This is a genomic window from Arenicella xantha (genome assembly GCF_003315245.1).
Classification (GTDB): domain Bacteria; phylum Pseudomonadota; class Gammaproteobacteria; order Arenicellales; family Arenicellaceae; genus Arenicella; species Arenicella xantha.
Genome location: NZ_QNRT01000002.1, coordinates 721628 through 744360, shown reverse-complemented (window position 1 = coordinate 744360; position 22733 = coordinate 721628). Strand labels below are relative to the sequence as shown.

General features: G+C 46.7%; 17 protein-coding genes. 13 read left to right on the top strand and 4 right to left on the bottom strand.

Translation table 11 applies throughout. The features are described from left to right. Nucleotides 1-202: 202 nt before the first annotated feature. From DFR28_RS09030 to DFR28_RS09010, 5 genes are all read left to right on the top strand, one after another. Nucleotides 203-1261: a cytochrome-c peroxidase gene (locus tag DFR28_RS09030; protein WP_211316937.1), complete on the top strand. Its 1059-nt coding sequence runs from the start codon at nucleotides 203-205 to the stop codon at nucleotides 1259-1261. Further along, complete coding sequence (locus DFR28_RS09025; RefSeq protein WP_113954001.1) at nucleotides 1258-3393, top strand: DAHL domain-containing protein; 2136 nt, start codon at nucleotides 1258-1260, stop codon at nucleotides 3391-3393. The genes DFR28_RS09030 and DFR28_RS09025 overlap by 4 nt, the downstream gene beginning before the upstream one ends. Before the next feature lie 44 nt (nucleotides 3394-3437). Beyond that, nucleotides 3438-4154 carry an RluA family pseudouridine synthase gene (locus DFR28_RS09020; protein WP_211316936.1) on the top strand — a complete coding sequence of 239 codons (717 nt, stop codon included), beginning with the start codon at nucleotides 3438-3440 and terminating at the stop codon, nucleotides 4152-4154. A gap of 191 nt (nucleotides 4155-4345) precedes the next feature. Beyond that, a complete protein-coding gene (locus DFR28_RS09015; protein ID WP_113954000.1) occupies nucleotides 4346-5011 on the top strand; it encodes an OmpW/AlkL family protein in 666 nt (221 codons plus the stop codon). Nucleotides 5012-5557: 546 nt separating this feature from the next. Continuing rightward, nucleotides 5558-5977, top strand: a complete 420-nt coding sequence (locus DFR28_RS09010) for a hypothetical protein (protein ID WP_147250978.1) — start codon at nucleotides 5558-5560, stop codon at nucleotides 5975-5977. Between the two features lie 303 nt (nucleotides 5978-6280). Here DFR28_RS09010 and DFR28_RS09005 read toward each other — a convergent pair whose 3' ends face one another. Further along, nucleotides 6281-8386 (bottom strand): winged helix-turn-helix domain-containing protein, encoded by a 2106-nt coding sequence (locus DFR28_RS09005; RefSeq protein WP_113953998.1) that lies wholly within the window; start codon nucleotides 8384-8386, stop codon nucleotides 6281-6283. 316 nt (nucleotides 8387-8702) lie between these two features. Here DFR28_RS09005 and DFR28_RS09000 point away from each other — a divergent pair, with 316 nt between their 5' ends. Next, on the top strand, nucleotides 8703-10802 hold the full coding sequence (locus DFR28_RS09000; RefSeq protein WP_113954550.1) for a fibronectin type III domain-containing protein: 2100 nt from the start codon (nucleotides 8703-8705) through the stop codon (nucleotides 10800-10802). 151 nt (nucleotides 10803-10953) lie between these two features. Here the strand turns inward: DFR28_RS09000 and DFR28_RS08995 are convergent, their stop codons facing one another. Further along, nucleotides 10954-11718, bottom strand: coding sequence for a hypothetical protein (locus tag DFR28_RS08995; RefSeq protein ID WP_113953997.1), 765 nt, complete (start codon nucleotides 11716-11718; stop codon nucleotides 10954-10956). A 3-nt stretch (nucleotides 11719-11721) separates the two neighbouring features. After that, the gene (locus DFR28_RS08990; RefSeq protein WP_113953996.1) at nucleotides 11722-12345 is read right to left on the bottom strand and encodes a DUF6915 family protein; all 624 of its coding nucleotides are present in this window, start codon (nucleotides 12343-12345) and stop codon (nucleotides 11722-11724) included. A 245-nt stretch (nucleotides 12346-12590) separates the two neighbouring features. Between DFR28_RS08990 and DFR28_RS08985 the strand changes: the two genes are divergently transcribed. Further along, the gene (locus DFR28_RS08985) at nucleotides 12591-14297 is read left to right on the top strand and encodes a glycoside hydrolase family 43 protein (protein ID WP_113953995.1); all 1707 of its coding nucleotides are present in this window, start codon (nucleotides 12591-12593) and stop codon (nucleotides 14295-14297) included. A gap of 57 nt (nucleotides 14298-14354) precedes the next feature. Here the strand turns inward: DFR28_RS08985 and DFR28_RS08980 are convergent, their stop codons facing one another. Continuing rightward, a complete protein-coding gene (locus tag DFR28_RS08980) occupies nucleotides 14355-15350 on the bottom strand; it encodes a family 43 glycosylhydrolase (protein ID WP_113953994.1) in 996 nt (331 codons plus the stop codon). A gap of 840 nt (nucleotides 15351-16190) precedes the next feature. Here DFR28_RS08980 and DFR28_RS08975 point away from each other — a divergent pair. From DFR28_RS08975 to DFR28_RS08950, 6 genes are all read left to right on the top strand, one after another. Next, nucleotides 16191-16745, top strand: coding sequence for a Csu type fimbrial protein (locus tag DFR28_RS08975; RefSeq protein ID WP_113953993.1), 555 nt, complete (start codon nucleotides 16191-16193; stop codon nucleotides 16743-16745). A gap of 199 nt (nucleotides 16746-16944) precedes the next feature. Beyond that, a complete protein-coding gene (locus tag DFR28_RS08970) occupies nucleotides 16945-17712 on the top strand; it encodes a fimbrial biogenesis chaperone (RefSeq protein ID WP_113953992.1) in 768 nt (255 codons plus the stop codon). A gap of 71 nt (nucleotides 17713-17783) precedes the next feature. Continuing rightward, nucleotides 17784-20156 (top strand): fimbria/pilus outer membrane usher protein, encoded by a 2373-nt coding sequence (locus tag DFR28_RS08965; RefSeq protein ID WP_113953991.1) that lies wholly within the window; start codon nucleotides 17784-17786, stop codon nucleotides 20154-20156. Then, a complete protein-coding gene (locus DFR28_RS08960) occupies nucleotides 20110-20655 on the top strand; it encodes a Csu type fimbrial protein (protein WP_170132039.1) in 546 nt (181 codons plus the stop codon). The genes DFR28_RS08965 and DFR28_RS08960 overlap by 47 nt, the downstream gene beginning before the upstream one ends. 229 nt (nucleotides 20656-20884) lie before the next feature. Continuing rightward, nucleotides 20885-21409, top strand: coding sequence for an SET domain-containing protein (locus DFR28_RS08955; protein WP_211316935.1), 525 nt, complete (start codon nucleotides 20885-20887; stop codon nucleotides 21407-21409). Further along, nucleotides 21409-22620: a type III PLP-dependent enzyme domain-containing protein gene (locus tag DFR28_RS08950; RefSeq protein WP_113953989.1), complete on the top strand. Its 1212-nt coding sequence runs from the start codon at nucleotides 21409-21411 to the stop codon at nucleotides 22618-22620. The genes DFR28_RS08955 and DFR28_RS08950 overlap by 1 nt, the downstream gene beginning before the upstream one ends. Nucleotides 22621-22733: the final 113 nt, after the last annotated feature.

Here is a 22733-nt window from a genome sequence, read left to right as displayed (position 1 = left end):
AGAGTGTCTAGGTAAGAACAGTTTGCTACGCCGCGTAAGCTTGTTTTTACCGGCTAGTCGGTAGTGGAAGTTTGTAAATACTCTCATCGGATTATTGCTTGAATTAGTGCATGTTGCGCATACCACAGTTTATCCACATGAGAAGTCCAAGTTACTCTATAATTCTTGTCATAATCGATAAGTGTTATTCAAGGAGATACGTGTGAAGTTTATTGTTTCACTCATAGTAGTCGTGGTTGCGGCCTTAGTAATAGCAACATTTTTTTTCCCATCTGAGCCACCGTTAGCCCCAGCCGAAGTGGATCGTAGTGTTCCGCCGGCACAAACTACTCAAACCTATTTAGGGCCAATTCAACCGATAGAAGCAGCGATCGGTTTAGATGCAAATAAAGTGTCTCTTGGCGCCGCGTTGTTTGACGACCCGATCCTTTCCGAAGATAACACCATCGCTTGTGCTTCATGCCATCGACTAGACGCGGGCGGCACTAACGGTTTGCCTATGTCGGTCGGTATCGCTGGTGGCATCGAGCATATCAATGTGCCAACGGTGTTTAACTCCAGTTTGAATTTTGCGCAATTCTGGGATGGTCGAGCAAAAACGCTTGAGGAGCAGGTGACTGGTCCAATCGAGAACCCGTTAGAGATGGGGTCCAACTGGCCTGGTGTGATTAGCCGCCTTAAAGCAAATAGCGATTATGTAAAACAATTTGGCAGTCTCTACGAAGACGGGATTACGCAACAAACCGTTAGCCATGCGATTGCCGAATTTGAGCGATCTCTGGTTACGCCTAATTCCGCTTTCGATCAGTATTTGAAAGGTGATGAAAGCGCATTGACGGCAGATCAATTGGCGGGATATCAATTATTTGAGCAATTAGGCTGTATTCGATGTCATCAAGGTCAAGGCATCGGCGGCAATATGTTTCAGCGTATGGGGGCTAAGAAAGATTACTTTGCTAATCGAGACGACTTAACGGTGAACGACATGGGGCGCTTTAACGTGACGGGCGATGAGTTTGACCGACACCGCTTCAAAGTACCAAGCTTGCGTAATATTGCGCTTACTGCGCCGTATTTTCATGACAGCAGCGCGCCAACCTTAGAGGATGCGGTGCAAACGATGGTGACTTATCAACTGGGTCGCAGACTGAGCGACGAAGAGGTGCATCTGGTGGTGGCGTTTCTAACCAGCCTCACCGGCGAATATAATGGTGCCAAATTGGGCGCTGACACAATTGAACAAAATGGCAAGAAACTATGAGTAGTCGGTCTGAGTACTATATAGCGTGTGTAGTCATTTGCGTTAGCGTGGTGTTGATGGCATTGTTTTTTTGGAAGTCCGGCGCGATTGACGATACGCGTGAGCATCAGCGTTACATCGAGAGCATTCGACACTTACAGGCGAGTGACGCCATTCTGGACCAACACCTGCTACGACTAAGAAATGGTTCTGCCACTAGCGTAGATAATGTCAATCAGGAGTTGGCCGCGATCAATCGATTGAATGCAATTATTGCTAGGCCACCTGAGTATATCGCACCAAAAGGACACGCGATTCTGATGGATATCTTAGCCAATTATCGAGAGGTAATGGAGCGTAAGAAGTTATTGATAGAACGTTTTATGGCCGAAAATGCCAACCTTAAAACGTCAATCGTTTATTACCCAATATTGAGCCAAGAGTTAATTGATAGCCTGAATGAAATTGAGCAAGGCAAACCAATTACTGAAAAAATTCAGGTCTTGTTAAGAGATATTTTATTGTTCAATCTCGATACCAATCCAGCCTTGGGCTTGTCGATTAGAAATCAAATTGGTCGGCTAGATGCAGCAGGACAAACCTATCTCACTGATATCAACGAGACCAGCCTGCATTCAATCAGCGGCATTGAAGACTTGAGTCTCCAAGGACAAACTATTCTGCGCGTCAAGCCAGGGGTCGATTCGTTAATCGGAGAGTTGATGTCGATTCCGATTACCGTTGAGCTAGAGAGCTTCGCGAACGAATATCACCGTTGGTATAGCTATGCGTTAGATCGTGCCAAGTTTTATCGCTTGTGTTTGTATTTTATGGTGGTTTTGATTGTGTTGACCATATCTTGGTTGATTATTCGAAGCCTCAATATTCGCATTCGGCAAGCGACTAAATCGATCGAGGAGCAGCGAGACCAGTTGGTTGTGCAACTGGATGAGCGCAAAGCGTTGTCTGAGGTGGCAATGGCGGTTAGTAGTGTCGGTAATGTCGATACCGTGCTGGATACAATACTGCAGAAGAGTCGAGAGGTGGTACACGCCGAAGCCAGTTCAATATTGTTGCTCGATAAAGAACACAATGATCTGTATTTTCATGCCGTCAAGGGCACGGTTTCTGAATCACTCAAAGGTATTCGCATTGCGCTCGGTCAAGGGTTAGCCGGCCATGTTGCACAAACCGGTAAAACTGAGGTGGTTGCTGACCCTTATAACGATCCGCGCTTTAATAAACAGGTTGATATTGAAACTGGTTTTGTCACACGCTCGATTCTCACCACGCCGCTGATCAACAAAGATGAAATTATTGGGGTCTTACAGTTGGTCAATCGCCAAGAACTCGATAGCTTTGATGAAAACGATATTTTGTTGATCGAATCATTTGCGGTGCAAGCCGGCATTGCGATTGAGAATTCACGCTTGTATTCCGATATCAAAAATTACGCTGACGAACTTAAAGTGTCGCTAGACAATGAACGCACACTCAGAGTTCAGAAACAAAAAATGGGTGCCTATATACCTAAAGAAGTGGTTGATCAAATCTCGCGTAGTCACGAGGAGAAAATTGCATTGGGCGGTAAGGTGGTTAGAGCCACTATTTTGTTCTCTGACATTGTTGGATTTACCCGCTTGTCGGAACGCTTAGAGCCGGAGAAAGTAGTCGATTTCTTAAATTTATACATGACTGCTATGTCCGATATTATTGAGCAAGAGGGCGGTATCGTTGATAAGTTTATTGGCGATGGCATTATGGCGGTTTTCACTGACAATGAAGCAGAGCATGCGATGTCGGCGGTAAGAGCGGGCGTAAGAATGCAAGAAGCGGTAGATAATGAGCGTGAAAAATGGGGAAGCATTGCCGCGGATTTAGCGAAAGTCGAAATACGTATAGGCATGAACTCTGGTCGCGTTATATCGGGGAATGTTGGTTCGGAACAGCGTATGGATTACACCGTAATTGGTGATAATGTGAATGTCGCTGCGCGGATCGAGCAAGCTTGTAACCCCGGTGAAGTGCTGATTAGCTTGTCGACATACGAAGACGTAAAACTACGCGTCAAATCCACCGAAATGGAGCCTATCCAAGTGAAAAACCGTGATCAGGCCGTGTTAACCTACTCAATCCACTCGCTATTGGCGTAGGTCGATATAAATCGGATGTTGAGCGGTAGTACTGTCGGTTACGTGTGAGTAACGCTAGTAAGCGATTGCCAGACGCGTTTGTCGCGCCAGTTTGCACGCAGCAAATTCAGATCCTCTATGAAGATCCATATCTGCTGGTCATCGATAAGCCCAGTGGCCTGCTCAGCCTGTCGGGTAAAAATCCACTAAATTGGGATTCCGTGCATTATCGATTAGTGCAAGACTACCCTTCAGTGACCTTAGCGCACCGGCTGGATTTTGGTACTTCGGGTCTGATGATCTTAGCGCTGAGTAAAGAGGTCAATGCGCAGCTCACTAAACAATTTCAGGCGCGTTCAATAGTAAAGGTCTACCAGGCGGTTTTGCTTGGGAGTCTGCCGGATGACGAAGGAGTCATCGATGCGCCAATTGCCAAGGCGGAATTCCCCTATCAGAAAGTGTGTACTGAAACGGGTAAACCGGCCCAAAGTCATTATCGTGTCGTCCAGCGCACCGCTGATTCACTTAGTGGGGTAGCGACCACTCATGTTGAATTTACTCCGACAACCGGACGCACACATCAGTTGCGCGTGCATAGCCTCGCCATTGGTCATCCAATTATCGGTTGCGACTTATACCGGAGCACTATTGACGGAATTAATAGCGAATCGCTAGCGCCACGACTTATGTTGCACGCAAGTCGTGTTGAGTTTACCCATCCGGTAAGCGAACAACGCCTTCAAATAGTCGCCCCAAACCTCAATCTCAGATATTCAGTGTAGGCTTGTCGTTTCGATTGCGATGCAGTCATGCGCGGTGTGTTTGCCTACTACTCCCTATTTGCATAACTAATTCATTGGCGCTTCGGATTACCCTCAGTCGTAGCAAAGATTGACCTAGATCAATTACGGTTTTTACTCAGAAATTAAAATTCTACATAGGCAAAGATTTTTAATTTTTTGAGGAAGTAACCATGAAAAAAACAAGCATTTTACTAAGCACTATTGCCACATCAATGATGCTTGGCTCGGCATCGGCTTATGAGGCGGGCGACGTTGTATTGCGAGCTGGGCCAGCAACAGCCAGTCCAGATGCATCCAGTAGTGAGGTGCGATTAGCCGGTGTTGCAGTGCCAGGTTCTGTTGTCGATGTTGATGATGACACTCAGCTGGGCCTTACCGGTACTTATATGGTGAGCGACTCGTTTGGCATCGGTTTATTGGCGGCTACACCATTTAGTCATGACGTCAGTGCGATTGGTATTGGCGTAGCTGATGTGGCCACGGTTAAACACTTACCGCCAACCTTGACGCTACAGTATTTTCCTTTCGATAGTGATTCAGCATGGCAACCCTATATCGGTGCTGGTATTAACTACACCACTTTTTTCTCTGAGAAAACCTCCGGAGAGCTGAATGGCGCTTTGGGCGATAGCTCAATTAGCTTGGATGATTCCTTTGGTTTAGCACTTGAGGCTGGCGTGGATTACGCAATCAATGATAAATGGCTTGTGAACGCGTCGTTATGGCGTCTCGATTTAGATACTGAAGCAACAATTGATTCACCGGTAGCCCAGGTGACAGTCGATGTTGAAATCGACCCTTGGGTCTACATGCTAGGCCTTGGTTATAAGTTCTAGGCTTGTGTGACTCATCGTGGGAAGGCGCAAGGCATATTCTTTGCGCCGTCCTAAGTGAACGTTTACTGGGGGCTTAAATAACCGAGAAGCGTGGTGGTGTCGCACCTCATCGAATGTCAGAGATGAACACCTTTCGGCGAAACCGCTTGAGCTGCTTTAAATATTGGCGAGTCCCGAGCGACTCTTGCCTGCTCGACAAATGGAGTGCAGTCGACAACGTCGAATAGAACTAAGGTCATCCATCTGGATGATAGCTATATTTGGCGGATTAATTCATGGATTAGCGTGCTGCAGTTTCCCGAACTGTATGGTGAATACCCGTACTAAGGTTAAGCTAATGGCTTTACTAAGGCTGTTAATGCCTCGCTTGTTGGCATTTTAAGTTTATGATAATAAAGGACTTATTCAATCATTAAGTAATCATTAAGCAGGCATTAACAAGCATTTACCTATTTTCAATACAGTTCGCACATCGGGAGATGTACATAGTGTTGTGACGGTTTCAGCGGCGGGGCGAGACCAATAAACTGAAAGGTAGTTGGATTGTTGCCATATTATAAAAACGCGTTGTTGCTAGTTTCCCTCACTGTCGCGGCTTGTGGTCCTGCGCAGCAATCTGAAGTGGCCATGGTCGCTTTAGTTGCCAATGCGAATGAATACGATGACCGCGATGTGACAACCTATGGATTTCTTAGGAAATCAAAAAATGTTCGCTTGTTTCTTAGCCGTGAAGATGCGGCTAATAACAACGACTATCACTCGATAATTTTCAACAATTTATCTGCTGCGGAGATCGATGAGATTGGTAAATGTAATAACCAATATGTCTATGTTTCTGGAACATTTAAGTTGAAAACCAATGGCTTGGTCTTTACAAATATAACCCACATGAAAGGCCAGCCAGAAAAACCCTACTCAAAACTCGTTTGTAACCATAATTTTAACCGGACCCAAAACCATGAATAGACTCTCCTTTATATCGATGCTTCTGTTTACTTTATTTACTGTTGCGAGCACGAGCAACGCGGAAACAATCTCTGGCGTCTCGGTGGCTGATACCGTAGCTACTCCAGATCCAGGTCCTTTGTGCCTAATTTGTAAGCCTTGCTGTAAGGTCGAAGTTGATACAGAAACAGTTTTATTGGGGATCTTAGAAGATCAGTAGAAAAGTTGTGTGAGGTATAGTCTGATGGCTGCGCTAGGAGTTGGTGTGGCTGTCAGGCTTCTTGTATTTTGTCCAGTCGCGTGTTGTTCCAATCTGTTGTTTCCTCAGTATTGTTTCTCAAGCACTCGAATTTCAGTTTCTTCTTTGTATACTTTCGGGGACAAAATTAATGATGCATCACTCGAAATGCTGAGATCCAGCAAAGGATTGTCGATCGATTGAATAGTTGATGATTTGCCCGTACCGAGGTCGTAGAAGCTTAGGTAGTTAAGGTCATCTTGAATTGATAGATAGAAGAAGCCGTTGTTGCGCGCATACAATGCGTCGTTGGCGAACACGTTAGTGTCTTCGACCAGCTTGGTTTCAGACTTGGTATCCAATTGCATTTTCCATATGCCATTCTGATGGTACTTGTAGTAAAGCATCTCGCCACTGTCTAGAAGTACTGGGCTATATCCGCCTCGGTCGGTCACTCTAACTGGTTCTGAGTCTGTGCCAAATTCCTTTCTATATATTTGCCAGTCACCATCCATATCAGATGAAAAGTAAATCGACCTGCCATCGACAGACCAATTGGCGGCTTCAATTCTGAATGAAGCTTGGCTTTGCCAAACTAACTGATATTTTTGAGTGGGAACATCAATTACGTAGATCTCGTTGCTACTGGAACCCAAAATATATTGGTCGCTTGGAGACCAGCGTATCCGTTGAACCATACGGTCGTCATTAAAGTGACTCAGTTGATACTCCCGACCCTCGGGAGACTTGATCCATATTTGGGGTTGACCACTACGCAATGACATAAATGCGATGTCTTGTGAGGTGTTAGCAAACTCCGGAAACAGATCGATTTCGCTTGACTCGATGTAGACCGTTTCAGTACGAGGACCCTGCAGTCGAGACCCCCAAATATCGATGCCGGTTTCGCCGGTCATAATGGCCAGTTTGTCCTCACTTTTATGGCCGCTAATCGAGTGTAAGGTGTGCGTGTTGTCCAACACCTTTTTTCGGAAGTCGTATTTTATGGAGTAGGCATTGATGTTGTCGTTTTCGTCGACAAAATAAAGGTGCTTATCATCAAATGACCAAGCTAATGATTTACGCCAGCCTGCTAGTTTAAATAAATCCGTTAGTTTAGAGCTTTTTAGGTTGAGCAATTTAATCTGGGTACTGCCCCAGTTTAGGTCGCGGGCGAACGCCAGTTGCTCGCCATTATTTGATAGCGCCATGTGGATATCGCCCTTAGATTTTCCACTTGCCGGATTAGTCAGTTGTTCTTTTTTAGAAGTTTTGAGTGAATATTTGTAGATTTTGTAAGGATCCACAGCAGACACTGAGTCCGTGTAATAAATATTGTCTTTAGGCCCCCAGATGACTTCGTTGGGAATCCCGCTCTCGTTGCAGTCGAGTATTTTTTCCGGTTGCGCAAGCGGCTCGATCTGTACTCGCATGATTTGACACACGCCGTTCAGGTGTCTGAGAAACACCAAAGCCGTGGAATCTGGCGACCATGATGGCGAGAAATCTTCGCCGGCATCAAAGGTAACTTGCACGGGAGATTCACCGCTGGTGGCTTGCACAAAGATCTTAAAGTTTTGACCTGATTTTGAATGATGACTGTAGCTAATATATTTTCCGTCAGGAGAATAGCTCGGGTCTTTTTCCTCGCCGATCAATACGCTGAATGGTTTAACCACATTGAAAGGTTTCATGGCGTTATAGCTCGATGTTTCAACCCATTTTTTTGAGCCAAACCAAAGTATAAAAGCGATGAGTGGAATCAGCGACACCAGCATCCAAAGCTTGTTTGAACTAGCGGGCTGTTGCACGAGCGTCTCGGTCTCTGGTGGAGACGTGGTCGTCTTGGCTGGTGCAGTTTCTTTAGTTTGGTTCGGCTCGATCCATGTGACCGATTGATTCAGTTGGTAACCCTTTTTACGAATCGTCGTGATATACGAAGCATTCTCGTCGGCGCTGAGGATTTTTCGAATTTGATTGATTATCCGATAAATTGCGTGGTCGCCAACCACTCTGCCTTTCCACACTGATTCAACCAGCTCATCTAGGCTGATGACTTTGTTTGGGTTTTGCGCAAAGTAGACCAGTACGGCCATAGCTAAAGGCTCGACAAAGTAGTCTTTGGCATCGAGCGAGAGTTTATTTTGGTCCGGCGTAACATGCCAGGCACCAATAGTGACGTTCATGCTCATCAATTTACAGCTTAATCCGTGGTGGCGGTTTATAAGACTTTAACATAACAATATGCGGATTCAGTGACCGATTCCTGGACAGAGTGTTTTTTTACGCTACGAAGTCATCGACCATAGACCTGAGTGGTGGACTGTGTTCGATAGATAGTCATAGAAGTTTAGGCACGACTGTTTGATTAAGGTTCGCGTTGATTTGCCACGAGTCATTACTTTGTCATTAGACTGAAATTCGTTAGACCTTAACTCAGCATAACCATCATTACATTGCCTTGTGCGATCTTGAGTCGGCCAAATTAACCCAAGAGGAATGGTCATCGTGAGAAAAATAAAGATTCTAAGTGTCGCATCAGTAATCCCTGCCATATGGATGGCTGGCATGCATATGGCATCCGCCGCCGAGTTGCAGCCGAGTCGGTCCGAGCTCGGGAACCAAGCGACGCCGCAAATTATCGAACCCTGTATTGAAGAGCTTGCTAGCCAAGACACCAGTCCAACTACGCAGCTAATACCGATAGGTGATTGCGATGGCGGTGGAGGAGGCGGCGGTGGTGGACCGTATAGGGCACCAAGTATTCCAGCATCGATTAGTTATGCGCCTTATACAAATAGTAAATCAGTTAAGGTTAGCTGGGCAGCAAGTAACGGCTATGGTTTTTCAGTGCGTTATGAATTATATGAGCGCAAAAACTATGGCGCATGGACTCAAGTCTATAACGGTTATAGCCGCAGTCGTACCCTGACTAATCGTGGCGCAGGAAAGTATAGCTACCGAGTTCGAGCCGCTAACACAGCCTATCAAAGCTCGTATAAAACCGGTGGACTCGCCGTAGTGAACCCTCGTCAAGACGATAATCTGTACGCCGACTATCCAACAGCGATGCAAGCGATGGATCAAAAGAACTTGCAATATCGTGCATCAACCGTTGGTGCTAAAACAGTGCTTGCACGAGCTAAAGCGGTCGGTCAGAGCAGTGCTATGACCAACAACGAAGACCGATTCTACCTTGGCGATGGTTTTGATTTAGTACGTGGAACGCTTAAAGAGACCTGTTTAGATGTGACCAACCCTGGTTTCGTCATCACTAAAACACCACCGTTACAACCGAGCACATTTGACATCAGCTACGTGAATGATAATCGTCAATTAGCGGAACTACTTGAGGTCTCGCAATCCGCTCAAATAGGCTTCACCGGTGATGATTTCAGTTTGGGCCTGTCTGGCGAAAAGGAACGTTACGTCAAATCGGTGACTGACGAAAGCCACGTACGCTTTGTTGTGAAAGTGAATAATCGTCGTGAGTTTTGGAAGTTGAATACGCCGACTGACGCGCTGTATCCTGAGTTAGTCAGCCAAGTTTTGTCGCCGAACGATGATGAAGCAAAGGCCGATTTCCGTGAGCGTTGTGGCGATAATTTTATCAATAGTGCTAATTTAGGTTCGGCTCTGTACTTAGTTTTTACCTTTGACGCTAAGAAATATAGCTACGAAGAACGCGAAAGTGCTAAAGCTGAACTAGGATTGAAAATCGGTGATGTGTTCTCGGCTAATGGTTCGGCCGGCTCGTCGTCCTCACTAACCGAAGTGCTCGATCGCTTAGAGGTGAAAATTAATGCCGATCAAGTTGGTGGTCCTGTGGGGCTAGCGGCCAGTATTACGCCGGCTAATGTAATGACCAAGTACAATCAATTTGTTCAAGACACTAATCCAGCGAACTGGGCTGCAGTCGACTACACCACTAATCTGTATCAACGACCGACTACTTATAATGCATACACGCATGAGCAAATCTTCGCAAAATACACTGGTAATCAAGGACCGTTAGCGCAGATGAAGCGTTGGTTAGACTTGAGTGTTCAGCACAAAGAGCGTTGTGATCCTTGGGCTGAATACGGTCAAACTCGGCCGACTCAGTGCGGTACTTCTGAAGCCGAGATAAGCATTGCCATGGATTTGTGTCGTGAAACCCGAGAGTGGGCAAATTGTCTGCATCCGTTTCAGTATTACACCGGAAGCTTAACCACTACTAATCCTGGAACATACTTATTGGGTTGGTTATCTAGCAATGTTAAAAAGCTGAACGAAGCGACTAAATCACAGAGCTATAACCATCATGTGCATAGAGGCTCATTGCAAGTCAACGACGGCACCTGTCTGGCATCCAGCCTGTGTTTTACTAATAAATTCCGAGGCAGTGGCCCAGGCATTGGCAAAGGTTACTCGGTATACACGGGGTATTATGATAACCCTAAAGGCGGCGGTCGCAGCTATACGGTTTCGCCTAAGCATTGTGCGCGCACGCAAGTGTATCTGAAGACCGGCAACCCACCGTTTGGTGATACTACAGCAGACTGGAACTACACGGTTGAAGTTGAGGGCTTGTGCCCAATCACTGAAAACTTTTTGGTTATTCCATAAGCTTAATATAGCCAATTAGCCAACAAGGGCAGGCTCGGAGTTTCCTCTAAACGAGAGAACAATGTGTCTGCCCTTTTTGCTATCTATTAGCTTGCCCCGCACTACTGAGTGCGGGGCATTAGAGTTAGTCGGTAGTTTGTTTAAGGCAGACTTAGTACTCTGACTCCTCTGCCAGCTCTTCTTCTATCTCTAACACTTGCTCGAGTGACAATTCCTTTATCGCAAATAACGGTTCCTTGAGTAGTTCGTTAAGAGCAGTAAGCGCCGCACCATCTTCAGATTTGAGTTTAATGAAAGACTTGTTCGGTTTTTCCACGAACTTCATCTTTTTGGTGTTTTCCAAGAGGCTGGCGAGTAGAGCCGGGCTGTCACTCAATTCTTCGAGCGTGCCCTTTATTTTGTAGTCGTACCATTGATCGTAAGCGACATCGCCGATGCTCTCGATAATCTCCTCACGTGACTCTGAGTACACCAGGCTGGTTGAATATTCATCGTAGTCCTTGTGCCAATCTTCGTCTTCTCCGAAAATCCAAATAGCGTAGAACAGTGGCTCGTTTTCAAACGTGACTAGCTTGTAGCCTTGAATGTCCGCCAGTTTGCCGAATTCAAGCACTTCGTCGTCTGTTAACTCTGTAGGAAGTGAGTCGTTGTATTCAGGTCGGTCGCCGGCGAACAAGTGCTTGCCCGTTTTTGACTGCACGAAGTCGTTCAGCGGTTTGAGTTCGTCGTCACCTGCGTCCCATAATGAGCTTTGCTCAGATAATTCGGCACTGCGAATGTGTGCGACTTCTAGTTTACGATACGCGGCTTCAGCTTCAGCCTCGTTATCGTAAACCTTAAGAATATTCGAGCCGCTTATATAGTAGCACTCATCGTTGTATCCAAACTGATACTGGCGTATCACATATTTAGCCATTAGCTAACTCCTGCTGGTTATAGTTTGTAGTTTTTTAGCGCTGGGCGGAAACGTTAAGCCGTTGTCCATCCAAGATTCGAATCGCATATGTGTGAATGCGATGTCAGGTGAAAGGTCGAAATCAGTTAGTCGTCTATCAAGCTCAAACAACTGTGTGGCGACGCTATTTAAGAACCAGCTGTTATGAGTCAGTAGTAGAGATTCAAATTTGCCGGTGATATCTAGTGGCGAGAGCAATAGTTTGCTTAGCTCACTGTTGGTTGCGTAGCGCTGGTGTAGGGTTTCTACCTGCTGCCTAATTGTAACTTTCAATGGCGCCGAGTCTATCTCAATGGCGCCAACAAAGTCGTTTAATGTGGGAATGAATTTATTCGCATAATCGACCAACAGGTGGTCCCGTTCACATAAGTCTTTGGTGTCGACTTCGTTACCGTCACTATTGACGATGGTATGCCCGAACAACGGCACCACAATCAGATTGACCGCCCACATTGTGTGAAACACGCGGTGCCGACTATCAGCACATAAGATTTTGGTACTGTCGATAAAATCGTGGATTGGGCGATAGTCGTCTTCCTGCCCGCCCCAACGACGAACGGAAATTTTGCAGTGTTTAGTGGCGTTCAAAACCGTTTTCTAAGCGATGCGCTTGATGAGAGGCATTAGCGCATTAGTATGCCCCAAACTCTTGTGAGGAAACAGGTTATTGTGTAATCGCAACCATTGCGACAGATCAGAAAAACGCATTGATAAACGCGTGACGGCTGATTTTCGAGATACCGCACCTGTTGCTCTCCCTCTATACAGCGCTGGTGCTCTGACGTTTATTGTTATAGTCTTGTTGACAATAAAATATTGAAGGTATCAATATCATGAAGTTACGCTTGGCCTTGTTGCTAATTATAACCTTGGGTAATGCGTTCCTAGGGCCGCTAGCGGTAGGCTCCCAGAAGGTAGGCGAGTTTCATTGGTTTGAGTATCAAGGCAATGATTCCGTCTTCTCTCCACGCTTGCCGGAAGGTATGTATCAAAACCCAATCCTTGCTGGGTTCCATCCGGATCCGAGTATTTGTCGGGTAGGGGATGATTATTACCTAGTCAACTCATCGTTTTCATACTCGCCTGGATTGCCGATATACCATAGTCGTGACTTAGTTAACTGGCGGTTTGTCACACACGCACTAGAGTCGCAGAGGGATCTCAATTTTCGTCGACAAGTAACAATGTCTCGCGGGATTTTCGCTCCAACATTGCGCTTTCACGATGGTGTGTTTTACCTAGTATCCACTGCAATTGACGCTGGGGAAAACTTTTTGATCACGGCTAAGGACATCAATGGTCCTTGGTCTGACCCAGTATGGCTGCCCGAGCTGAACGGTGGTATTGATCCCGATATCTTTTTTGACGGTGGTCGAGTGTATATCGCGCACAATGGCCCACCGCCGAGCACTCCGGAGTATGAGGGGCATCGTGCACTGTGGATATGGGAATTTGACTTAGATCGCAACTCGATTAAACCAGAGTCAAAGCGACTCTTGGTTGATGGTGGCGTTGATATATCGCAGCAACCGGTTTGGATTGAGGGGCCGCACCTTTATAAAGTAGGTGATTGGTACTACTTGTCCGCGGCTGAAGGCGGCACTGGTGACGGCCACTCTCAAGTTGTGTTTCGTGCTAAGTCTTTGACCGCAGACTTTGAGCCTTATGGTGGAAATCCGATTTTAACTCAACGTGATCTACCGGCTGACCGTCCCAATCCTATAAATGCCACTGGCCACGCCGACTTGGTAGAGACTCCAGATGGCGATTGGTGGGCTGTGTTCCTCGGCGTGCGAAATTACCACAAAGTACATTTTAGTACCGGTCGAGAGACGTTCCTACTTCCGATTCAGTGGCGCGATGGTTGGCCAACCATTTTGCCGCCAAACACGCCGGTGCCGAGTCGTTTGCCGCTGCCGTTAGGTTTGAGTCAGAATCAGGGCGGGGCTGAGCCTACAACTGGAAACTTCACCTGGCGCGACAACTTTGATTCACCTCAGCTCGCACATCATTGGAACTTTTTACGTACCTCGGTTCGACATGATTGGTACCAAATAAATAAGGGGCGGCCGGGCATTCGTTTGTCAGCATTACCAATTCGCTTGAGTGATTTTGGTCAGCCGGCATTTATAGGTAGACGTCAACAGCACACTAATTACGTCGCCGAAACAGCGCTTAGTTTACCTGTTGAATCGGGCTATTCGGTCGGAATGGCGGCATTTCAAAGTGAGGGCTTTCACTTCTATTTCGCTGTCGCGAGAGTTGATAGTGGTTATAGCGTATTTGTTGAGCAAGTCAAAAACGGCGTAATTAGTCGCTTAAAGGAGGTCGCTCTGCTGGCTGCTCAGCCCGGTGAAGCCTCAACTGAACTAAGGTTACGAGTGGAGATCCAAGGCGCGGTCGCGAGCTTTTCTTATCAATCATCGGATCAAGTGATAACTGTTTTGGACGACGCTGATGCGACTATTTTGAGCACACAGCTGGCAGGTGGATTTGTCGGAAGTTACATCGGTCTACACACTCGGATCGAGGGCGAGTAGGGTTAAGCTCTTGGTTGATGACTCCGCACATAAACCAAGAGCATTGCGATTTATAGATTAGCGCTGTGATGTGTCTGATATTTTTGACGGAAAATCACCGACGCCCTCAAGGGTACGCTCTACAGGTTGAATCGTGCCATCATCGTTGAAGTAGAGATATTCTGCCGCAGTGTGTCGCTGTTTGCGGTGACAAGTTGAATTGATGTCGAGCCAGCGGTGATAAAACAATATCCACTGCCCGTGGTACTCAACGATTGAGTGATGATTATTACCACCTTCTGATTGCATAAAAATACCCTTGTAAGTCCAAGGTCCTTTGGGTGATTCGCTGGTGTAGTAACTAAGTGAGCGGTTATTTTCAGGCATAGTGAAATAGTAGAGCCCGTTGCGTTTGAATACCCAAGGACCTTCCATTTTTGGTTCATAGCCCCCCATGTCCATTTCAATAAAGTCACCTTTGATGCTGAGTAGGTCGTCGGACATCTCGGCTACATGGTAATCCGTGCCTTGCGCATGAAAATACAAATAGGCTTGTCCGTCGTCATCAATAAACAAGCTCGGGTCGTTAGCGTAGGGTTCGGTCCATAATGGTTTGCCAATCGCATCTTTAAACGGTCCGGTCGGTGAGTCACTGACCGCAACACCAATTCCCATCCATTTAGTACTTTTTTCCGGTTCAACTCGGTCCTTATAGCCAGTGCCGGCTGGAAAAATCAGATAATACTTGCCATTTTTGTACGCTGCGTCTGGTGCCCATGCGAAATTATCTGACCAACTGAGGTCGTCTACCGACAGAATTGGGCCGTGATCAGTCCAATCCACCAAATTATTTGAAGAAAATGCATGCCAATTTTTCATATAAAAATCAGGTTGGCACTCTTGGTCATGTGATGTGTATAAATACATTCGTCCATCATTCCAAACATGTCCTGATGGGTCGGCGGTACGAATATTACTGCCGAAATCTAATGGGTTTTTAGCCGCAGCGTTCTCGCTGTGCAAACCGATAGATAAAATAAAGGGGAGAAATAAAGAAAGTAAAGATGCGTTCATAGTTAGATTTACTCGAGATATTGATGGATTAATTACGACCCGATAGCGCGTATTATTTGCGCTGTTTTTTCATACCCAGTTTAAAGTAAATAGGGCTATCTAGCCACCGGTGGCAAATTTCGCGATAAGCAACGCTTCGTCATTCAGACTAAGTTTCAGAAATGACGCTTAAGGCATTTATTTATCGGGGTTTTGAGGCGGCTAGACTCATTGATCAAGTTGGACTTTTTTGAGTAGTTTGGGCATGTTCAATAGTCGCTAATTTTCGATACTGAATTTGCCCATTCTAAAGGTCGATTAACACCATGTTTGAGTGTAGAAAAAAGCTAATTTTATGAACCAATGATCACCGTATTTTATGCGCTAATCGAGGCGGTTTAATCGTACGTGAAATGCGAGTATCAGTGTGCTGAATAGTGTTGTTGATATCGCTTGCGCTGGAATGCGGAGGCCACGAAGCGCATATTATTTTTCAGCTAAGCATTTGAATGTGTTGCTTAAAGATTTCACTCAAACTTAAAATATGTCTTATATATTAATCATTTATATTATAAATAATTGAAAAAAAATGTGTTTGACAAATTAAAAAATTTGGCACAAGCTATTTTTGTGGATGAGTTTCGGGGGAACATTTTTAAGTCTACAGGTTCGACAAAGTGGCACTTGTTGGTAGTTCATGTTGAGGGTTTAACTATGAACGTATGTGTGGCCAACGGCGGCAAATAAGTGCCACGTCGAACTTTAAAAATTTTCCACTCTTCTACAGTTAGTGCGAGAGGTTGGGGCGATTCGATATGAGTTGAGCCAGCTATTAAAAAGCAAACTAAAAGGGGGATTTTAATGAAACATTTTTCGAAAATTAGCGCGACTTTCTGCGCAAGTCTATTGTTATCAAATGCGGCGTTTAGCGCAACTGACTCAGACACCTTTGAGGTCAGAGTGCTGGTGGCGGATTCCTGTGAGATTGTGGCTAATGATCTCGATTTTGGCACCTATGACCCGCTTGATGCTGTTCCGTTACTGAGTGCTATTTCAACTATCGATGTGGAGTGTACTTTGTTAACGCCTTTCGATGTTGGTATTGACGCTGGGCAAAATGGTACCGGTGTGGCGGATCGTAAAATGATTAAGGATGGTAGTACCGAGACGCTTGATTATACCCTTGGCTGTGTTTTGTCATTGCCGGTGGCGAGCGCGATTCTGACTAATTGTGCGACCAATTGGGGTAATTCACCCGGTGTGCTTGGAGTTGGTGGAGACACCTTTTTCGGGCTAGGGCTAGGTACGTTGGTTGGCCCGTTACCGATTGTTATGAGCGGTACCATAGCATTGGGGCAAGATGTTCCTACCGGAACATATCGAGATAATCCAGTGACTGCAACGGTCACGTTTTAGCTAATTAGTTTTCTTAGCTCTTTTATCCGTAAGCGTTCAGGTCAAATTTATCGTTCTATTTTATGGCCTGAACGAGTAACCAAGATTATTGTGCTGGTATTGCATAATAATTAGCGAGAGTAGCTTATCTTACAGTCGAGTCTAGCCGTCGCTATAAGCTCTTGCGGCCAAGGCTTCATCAACTCAGTGGGGAGAGTGGATGAACATTTCTATTCGTATTACGCGCCAGCTGTTAAGGGTTAGTATTCTAATTAGTGCGTTGCTGGTTTCAGCCAATAGTGTTGCCGCGTCGCTGGGCGTACTGCCAATTAGGCTTTACCTTGACAGCGAAAAGCCAATATCTAGCTTGACGGTCAAAAATCGTGGCGACACTGTCGCTTTAGTTCAGTCTCAAGTCATGCTGTGGACTCAGGTTAATGGTGAGTCGGTATTGGAGCCATCGGACGATGTTATTGTTTCGCCGCCGATTTTTGAAATTGATCCGGGTAAAGATCAGACCGTGCGTATTGGTTATGTCGCTGAACAACCAAGTGGTAGTGAAAAAACCTATCGTCTAATGCTGTCTGAAGTACCAGGCTCCCAAGCTCCAAAGGGAACCGGAGTGCAAGTCAATTTACGACTTAGTCTGCCAATCTTTATTGCCTCTGATGACTTTAAGCCGATAGTGAAGTGGAGTGCAGAGCAAGCCTGTGATGGTAAGCTCAGACTCAGCGCTGACAATGTTGGCACCAAACACACAATGATTACCGGCATTAAAATAGCCGCGACCAGCCAGGCTGATCCTGTTCATTCTATCGCGCGACCGAGATATTTACTCGCCGGGGCGGCTACATGGTGGGACATTGATTCTGAAGGGTTGAATCTCCCTAATCGATTTGCCGTGGTGGCAAGCGTGCTCAATGGTACAAGCATTGAACAGACGGTTTCCTCATCAAGACAGGTTTGTACGCAAGCGACATCTGAGTGATAGGCGTGAAGCTACTTTGCGACAAACAACTCTTACACGCTGGACGAGGCGCAGTCCTGTGTCTTACCCTTGTGTTATTTTCTAGTTCCGCTCAGGCGGCTAGCGATGATGCCATTTCGCATACTAACCCTCGAGCCCTAAAGGCCGCGCAAAAAGCCGCTCAGGTCGATATATTGGCGGTAGAAGTGAATGGCGAACTAGTTAGTAGTGGCAGCAAGATTATCCGAGAGGACGATCAACTCTGGGTGCCACTGGTTTTACTTACCACGCGGCGCTTCGTGGTGCCTACTGATCGTAAAATACTACTGCGCGATGATTATATTGAGCTTACTCAATTACCTACGGTCAGCATAAAAATCGATCAAAAGAGGCAATTGCTGAGTCTTGAAATCGATCCGCGAGCATTCGCCAGCCGGCTCTTGAGTGGGTCTCGTTCAAGTTATGTGGAACCGATGGCGAACGTGCTTTCTATGTTTGGTAACTACAACATAACGGCAACTCGAAGCGGCTCATTAGAGCGAGCGAATGCGCTTTTCGAACTCGGTGTTACGCTTGAAAATTCGACCATAGCTAGCCAGTTTCTAATGCGCGACGTGACCAACGACGCGGTTAATACTCGGTTGGATACTGCATGGATCAAAGACTTTCCAAGTATGCGATCGCGTTTTACTCTCGGTGATGCGATTTCCACACCAGCAAGTGGTAGCAGTCTCGGGTCAGCTTATCGTTTCGGTGGAATCCAGTGGGGTACTCGATTTGAGATTGAGCCTGGTTTTATTCGATACCCAGTTCCAAAACTATATGGTGAAGCGGCAACGCAATCGACAGTGGATTTGTTTATCAATGAATCGCTTCGGTATCGTACGGAATCAGCATCCGGGCCATTTGTTATCGATCGGCCGCCGGTCAGTAATGGCGCTGGAGAAATTCAGGTGGTAGTGACAGATCTAACCGGTCGTGAGCAAGTTTTTACCACTCCATTTTACGTTAGCACCAATTTGCTGTCGCGCGGAACTAGCGACTACGAAGTCAATCTCGGGGCATTGCGTGAAGAGTACTCGATACAAAGTAATCGTTATGGCACACGGTTTGCTGCAGGGCGATATCGTCGCGGCTTAAGTGATTGGTTTACCGGTGATGTGATCGGTGAGTGGTCGCAAGATCATCGTCTGATTGGAGTGGCCGGTTCGGCGGCATTGGCTCAGGTCGGAGTGGTTTCGGTTTCGGCGATGGCAAGTGACGCGGAGGTAGGCGCTGGCACGTCGCTCAGTGCATCAATTGAGCGTCAAGTGCAACGCTTTGGCTTCGGTGTACGTGGTCGTCGATTTAGTCCAGATTTTCGACAATTAGGGAGTGCCGATGGACGCAACCGTATTGAATCTGACTGGACCGCCAGCGTGCGGTTTGCGCCGATGCCAAACAGTTCCGCCTCGCTGGTGTATTCCAATCGTGAATTCGACGATGCATCGAGTTCTGAGGTGGTGTCGCTGGCCTACACTCAGCGTTTAGGACGCAATACTAATCTCACGCTGTCGGGCAGTGTGATTCAAGGTCGGGAGTTTGCCAGTGTTGCGGACGGCTTAAACGACTTTAAAGATTACAATGTAAATATTGCTTTGTCGCATGCTTTTGGAGCCGACTATCGTGGATCGGCAAAGGTTGACGTTAAACGAAGTGTTCGACCTGATGCTGAGCAGGTTGCGCGTAGTTCGCTTAGTTTTCGACGCTCGGCACCACGTGACTTGGGCTACGGCTATCGACTCAGGGTTGACCATTCTGATAACAGTGATGCGGTCCGCGGCGTCGCCACGCTCGATGTAAATACCCGCACTAGTTTGTGGAATTTTAGTGCCGTGGAAGACGAGTTTCAATCCACGTTAACGGCGAGTACGCAGGGATCATTCGTGGTGGCGAAGCGTAATGTGTTTTTACAACGCCCGTTGAGAACTGGGTTTGCACTGGTGGATTTAGCTGGCTACTCGGATGTGGATATTTATCGCGGTAACCGCTTAGCTACGCGGAGTAATCGAGACGGCTATGCAATCGTAACTGACTTGCTGCCGTATGGTGCGAACGAGGTTAGCGTCGACCCCACCGATTTGCCCTTGAGTGCCACAATAAGCACTAATAAATCTAAGGTCGTACCGTACTTCAGAGGCGGCGTAGAAATTGATTTTGGCGTTGCTCGGGAGTACGCCGCGTTGATTACTTTACTCACGCCTGATGGCGACCCTTTGCCAATCGGAACGCGCGCCGTTGAACGCATGAGCGGACAATCGTATACGGTTGCACAACGTGGGCAAGTGTATCTAAAAGGCTTAGATAAACCACGTCGCTTTGATTTGCAATATCGTGATTTAAGCTGCTCCATAAACGTTTTTCTGGAAGAATTTGATGATGAAAAAAATCAAACAATCGCGCCGCTTGAATGCGACCTTAAGTAGACTTTACAGTCAGCCTGCAGGCCGATTTGAGATGTGCTGGTATAAGCTGTTTTTGCTGTTTATTTCGCTGTCGTCATCAGTCTCACATGCTTGCTTGAGTGTCGAAGTGACCGCTGATGATCTCGACTTTGGAGGCTATAACCCATTTGACCGAGCACCGACTCAGTCTCAATTGTCGGTGACTGTCGATTGTCTTGCCGACGGTCTTTCTTTAGGGCTGTCTTTGCCGTTTCAGGTCGGACTATCCAGTGCGCTTTCGGGAGCAACTCAACGAAAGCTAGTATCAGACGGGTATGAACTATCGTATCAAATTTACAACTCACCGAGTCTTGCAACTCCATGGGGAGAGGCAGGAAGTGGCTCGTTGTTAGCGGGGCTATTTCCGGTAAGCCTGCTAGATCAAACCCAATTATTTACTGGTTTTGCGTTAATTCCAGCAGGACAAGACGTACCTGCCGGTGTCTATACGGATTCGATACTGGTTACGATAGAGTTTTGATAAAAGCCATCGCTTTGAGCTCGATCATCCGCCCCATACACTGCCTCGCGTCGCAGCTAAAATTATTTGCATCGCGGATGCATATAGTTGTTGCCTAACTAACCAAATTGGATGTATAAAACACAAAATTGCACAGCAGTCTGTGGAGGGCATCGGTCGGCGTTAGCCTCGATGAATTTCAAGGAATGTGAAGTGCAGCCCCTTCCAAAGAGCGAATCTCCAAAAGAGTATGGACTCCGAGGTACGTTTTATCTATTTGGAGGTTTTTCTAGTGCTTTATCCAAGCTTATTTGGCAGTGATCCGCTGTTTCCCAGCGCCTTAGATTTTGAAGTCCGTGCTAAAGACGAAACCGCTGGCAGCGGTGTTTTTACCTTTCGCTCCTGGCAGCAAGGCGAGGTATTGGCGCGCATGAGCGGCCATGTGATTGATGAAGTCCGTCAGCACACCTTGCAGATTTCACCAGACCAGCATAATTTTGATCCGTATTTTTCGGGGTATTTTTTGCATTCCTGCGAACCTAATATTTCGCTCGATATGAACACTATGTTGGTTACTGCGTTGAGTGATATTCCGTCGCATAGCTGGCTGTATATGGACTACGCTGAAACCGAAGACTATTTGTTTAAATCATTTCCCTGCGGTTGTGCAACGCCAAGTTGTCGCGGATGGGTCTACGGTCGCTTACAACAACCAGAAGCGGAATTGAGCGCTGAGCAAGCTGGCTACGCTGGAATGCTTGGAGATCGCTCGTAGTGAACCAAGCTGATCCACTCGGTTGGTGGCAACGTCCGGGTCTTGAGTATATTGATGGGCGACTTCATTTTGCTGAGCATGATGTTACCCGTTTAGCGAAGCGTTTTGGCACGCCGTCTTATGTGTATTCGGCGGCACGAATTAAGGCCAATTTACGCCGAGTACATGGCGCCCTGGAATCAGCAGGCATGAGTCAACATACTCTGTGCTATGCCATGAAAGCGAATCGCTTTGCGCCCTTGTTAACCATGCTTAAGTTAAGTGGTTTATGCGGTATCGATGCGTGTTCGCCGCAAGAGGTCGTGCATGCAGTTAGTTGTGGCTTTAGACCTGAGGATATTTCCTTTACGGCCGGTAGTCTTTCGGAGCGAGATGTCACATTGCTGGCCAGCTATGACGGGCTGAGTATGGATTGTGACTCGCTTTTCGCAATTGAACGTTGGGGGCAGCATAGACCAGGCAGCAGTATTGGAATTCGTATTAACCCTGCGGTCGGAATAGGCCGAGGGGATAACGAGAAGTTGCTTTATGCCGGTGATAAAACCAGTAAGTTTGGAGTGTATCGAGAACAGTTTAACGACGCCTTGGCGCTGGCACGAAAGTACAATCTACGCGTTACTAAAATCCATTTTCATACTGGGTGTGGCTATTTGACTGAGCAGCTCCCTCTGCTGGATAAAGTGCTTAGTGCCAGTCAATGGTTTATCGATACCGCCGAAACCATTGAGCGCGTGAATATAGGCGGTGGCTTAGGCGTACCGCATGTTCAGACCGATGGTCACTTGGACCTAAACGCTTGGGCAACGCTGATTGCAAAACATTATCAGCATCAAAATTTGCATATCGAGGTTGAACCCGGCGATTACATTGTTAAGGACGCTGGACTTCTCCTATTGGGTAAAACCTACCTTGAAACCAAACGTCAGACGTTATTTCTGGGCACGGATGCCGGCTTTAATATCTGCCCTGAGCCTGCATATTATCAGCTACCGTTTCAACCTGTTCCGTTGCAGTGGAATGGTGGTTCGTTACAAGCGCATCATGTCACGGGTAACATCAATGAGGCATTAGACTTATGGGCCGAAGACGCAATGTTGCCAGATATGCAAGATCAAGCCTTTCTAGCGTTGATTAATGCTGGCGCCTACAGCGCGTCGATGGCGTCCAATCATTGTATGCGGGGCGACTTTAACCAATTCATTATTCTGTAGCTTGTCGGCGCGTGATTGACTTCGTTGTTTTGGTCAAACGAGACAATTTGGCTACTAGACTCAGTTGACATATCGAGCCCCAAGGCTAATTAAACCTCGGGGCTTGGCGTGTC

Excerpts from the sequence above, each read along its gene's own strand:
- DFR28_RS09025 (WP_113954001.1), top strand. The coding sequence starts at position 1,258 with ATGAGTAGTCGGTCTGAGTACTATATAGCGTGTGTAGTCATTTGCGTT.
- DFR28_RS09015 (WP_113954000.1), top strand. The coding sequence starts at position 4,346 with ATGAAAAAAACAAGCATTTTACTAAGCACTATTGCCACATCAATGATG.
- DFR28_RS09005 (WP_113953998.1), bottom strand. The coding sequence starts at position 8,386 with ATGAGCATGAACGTCACTATTGGTGCCTGGCATGTTACGCCGGACCAA.
- DFR28_RS08995 (WP_113953997.1), bottom strand. The coding sequence starts at position 11,718 with ATGGCTAAATATGTGATACGCCAGTATCAGTTTGGATACAACGATGAG.
- DFR28_RS08985 (WP_113953995.1), top strand. The coding sequence starts at position 12,591 with ATGAAGTTACGCTTGGCCTTGTTGCTAATTATAACCTTGGGTAATGCG.
- DFR28_RS08980 (WP_113953994.1), bottom strand. The coding sequence starts at position 15,350 with ATGAACGCATCTTTACTTTCTTTATTTCTCCCCTTTATTTTATCTATC.
- DFR28_RS08975 (WP_113953993.1), top strand. The coding sequence starts at position 16,191 with ATGAAACATTTTTCGAAAATTAGCGCGACTTTCTGCGCAAGTCTATTG.
- DFR28_RS08970 (WP_113953992.1), top strand. The coding sequence starts at position 16,945 with ATGAACATTTCTATTCGTATTACGCGCCAGCTGTTAAGGGTTAGTATT.
- DFR28_RS08960 (WP_170132039.1), top strand. The coding sequence starts at position 20,110 with ATGAAAAAAATCAAACAATCGCGCCGCTTGAATGCGACCTTAAGTAGA.
- DFR28_RS08955 (WP_211316935.1), top strand. The coding sequence starts at position 20,885 with ATGGACTCCGAGGTACGTTTTATCTATTTGGAGGTTTTTCTAGTGCTT.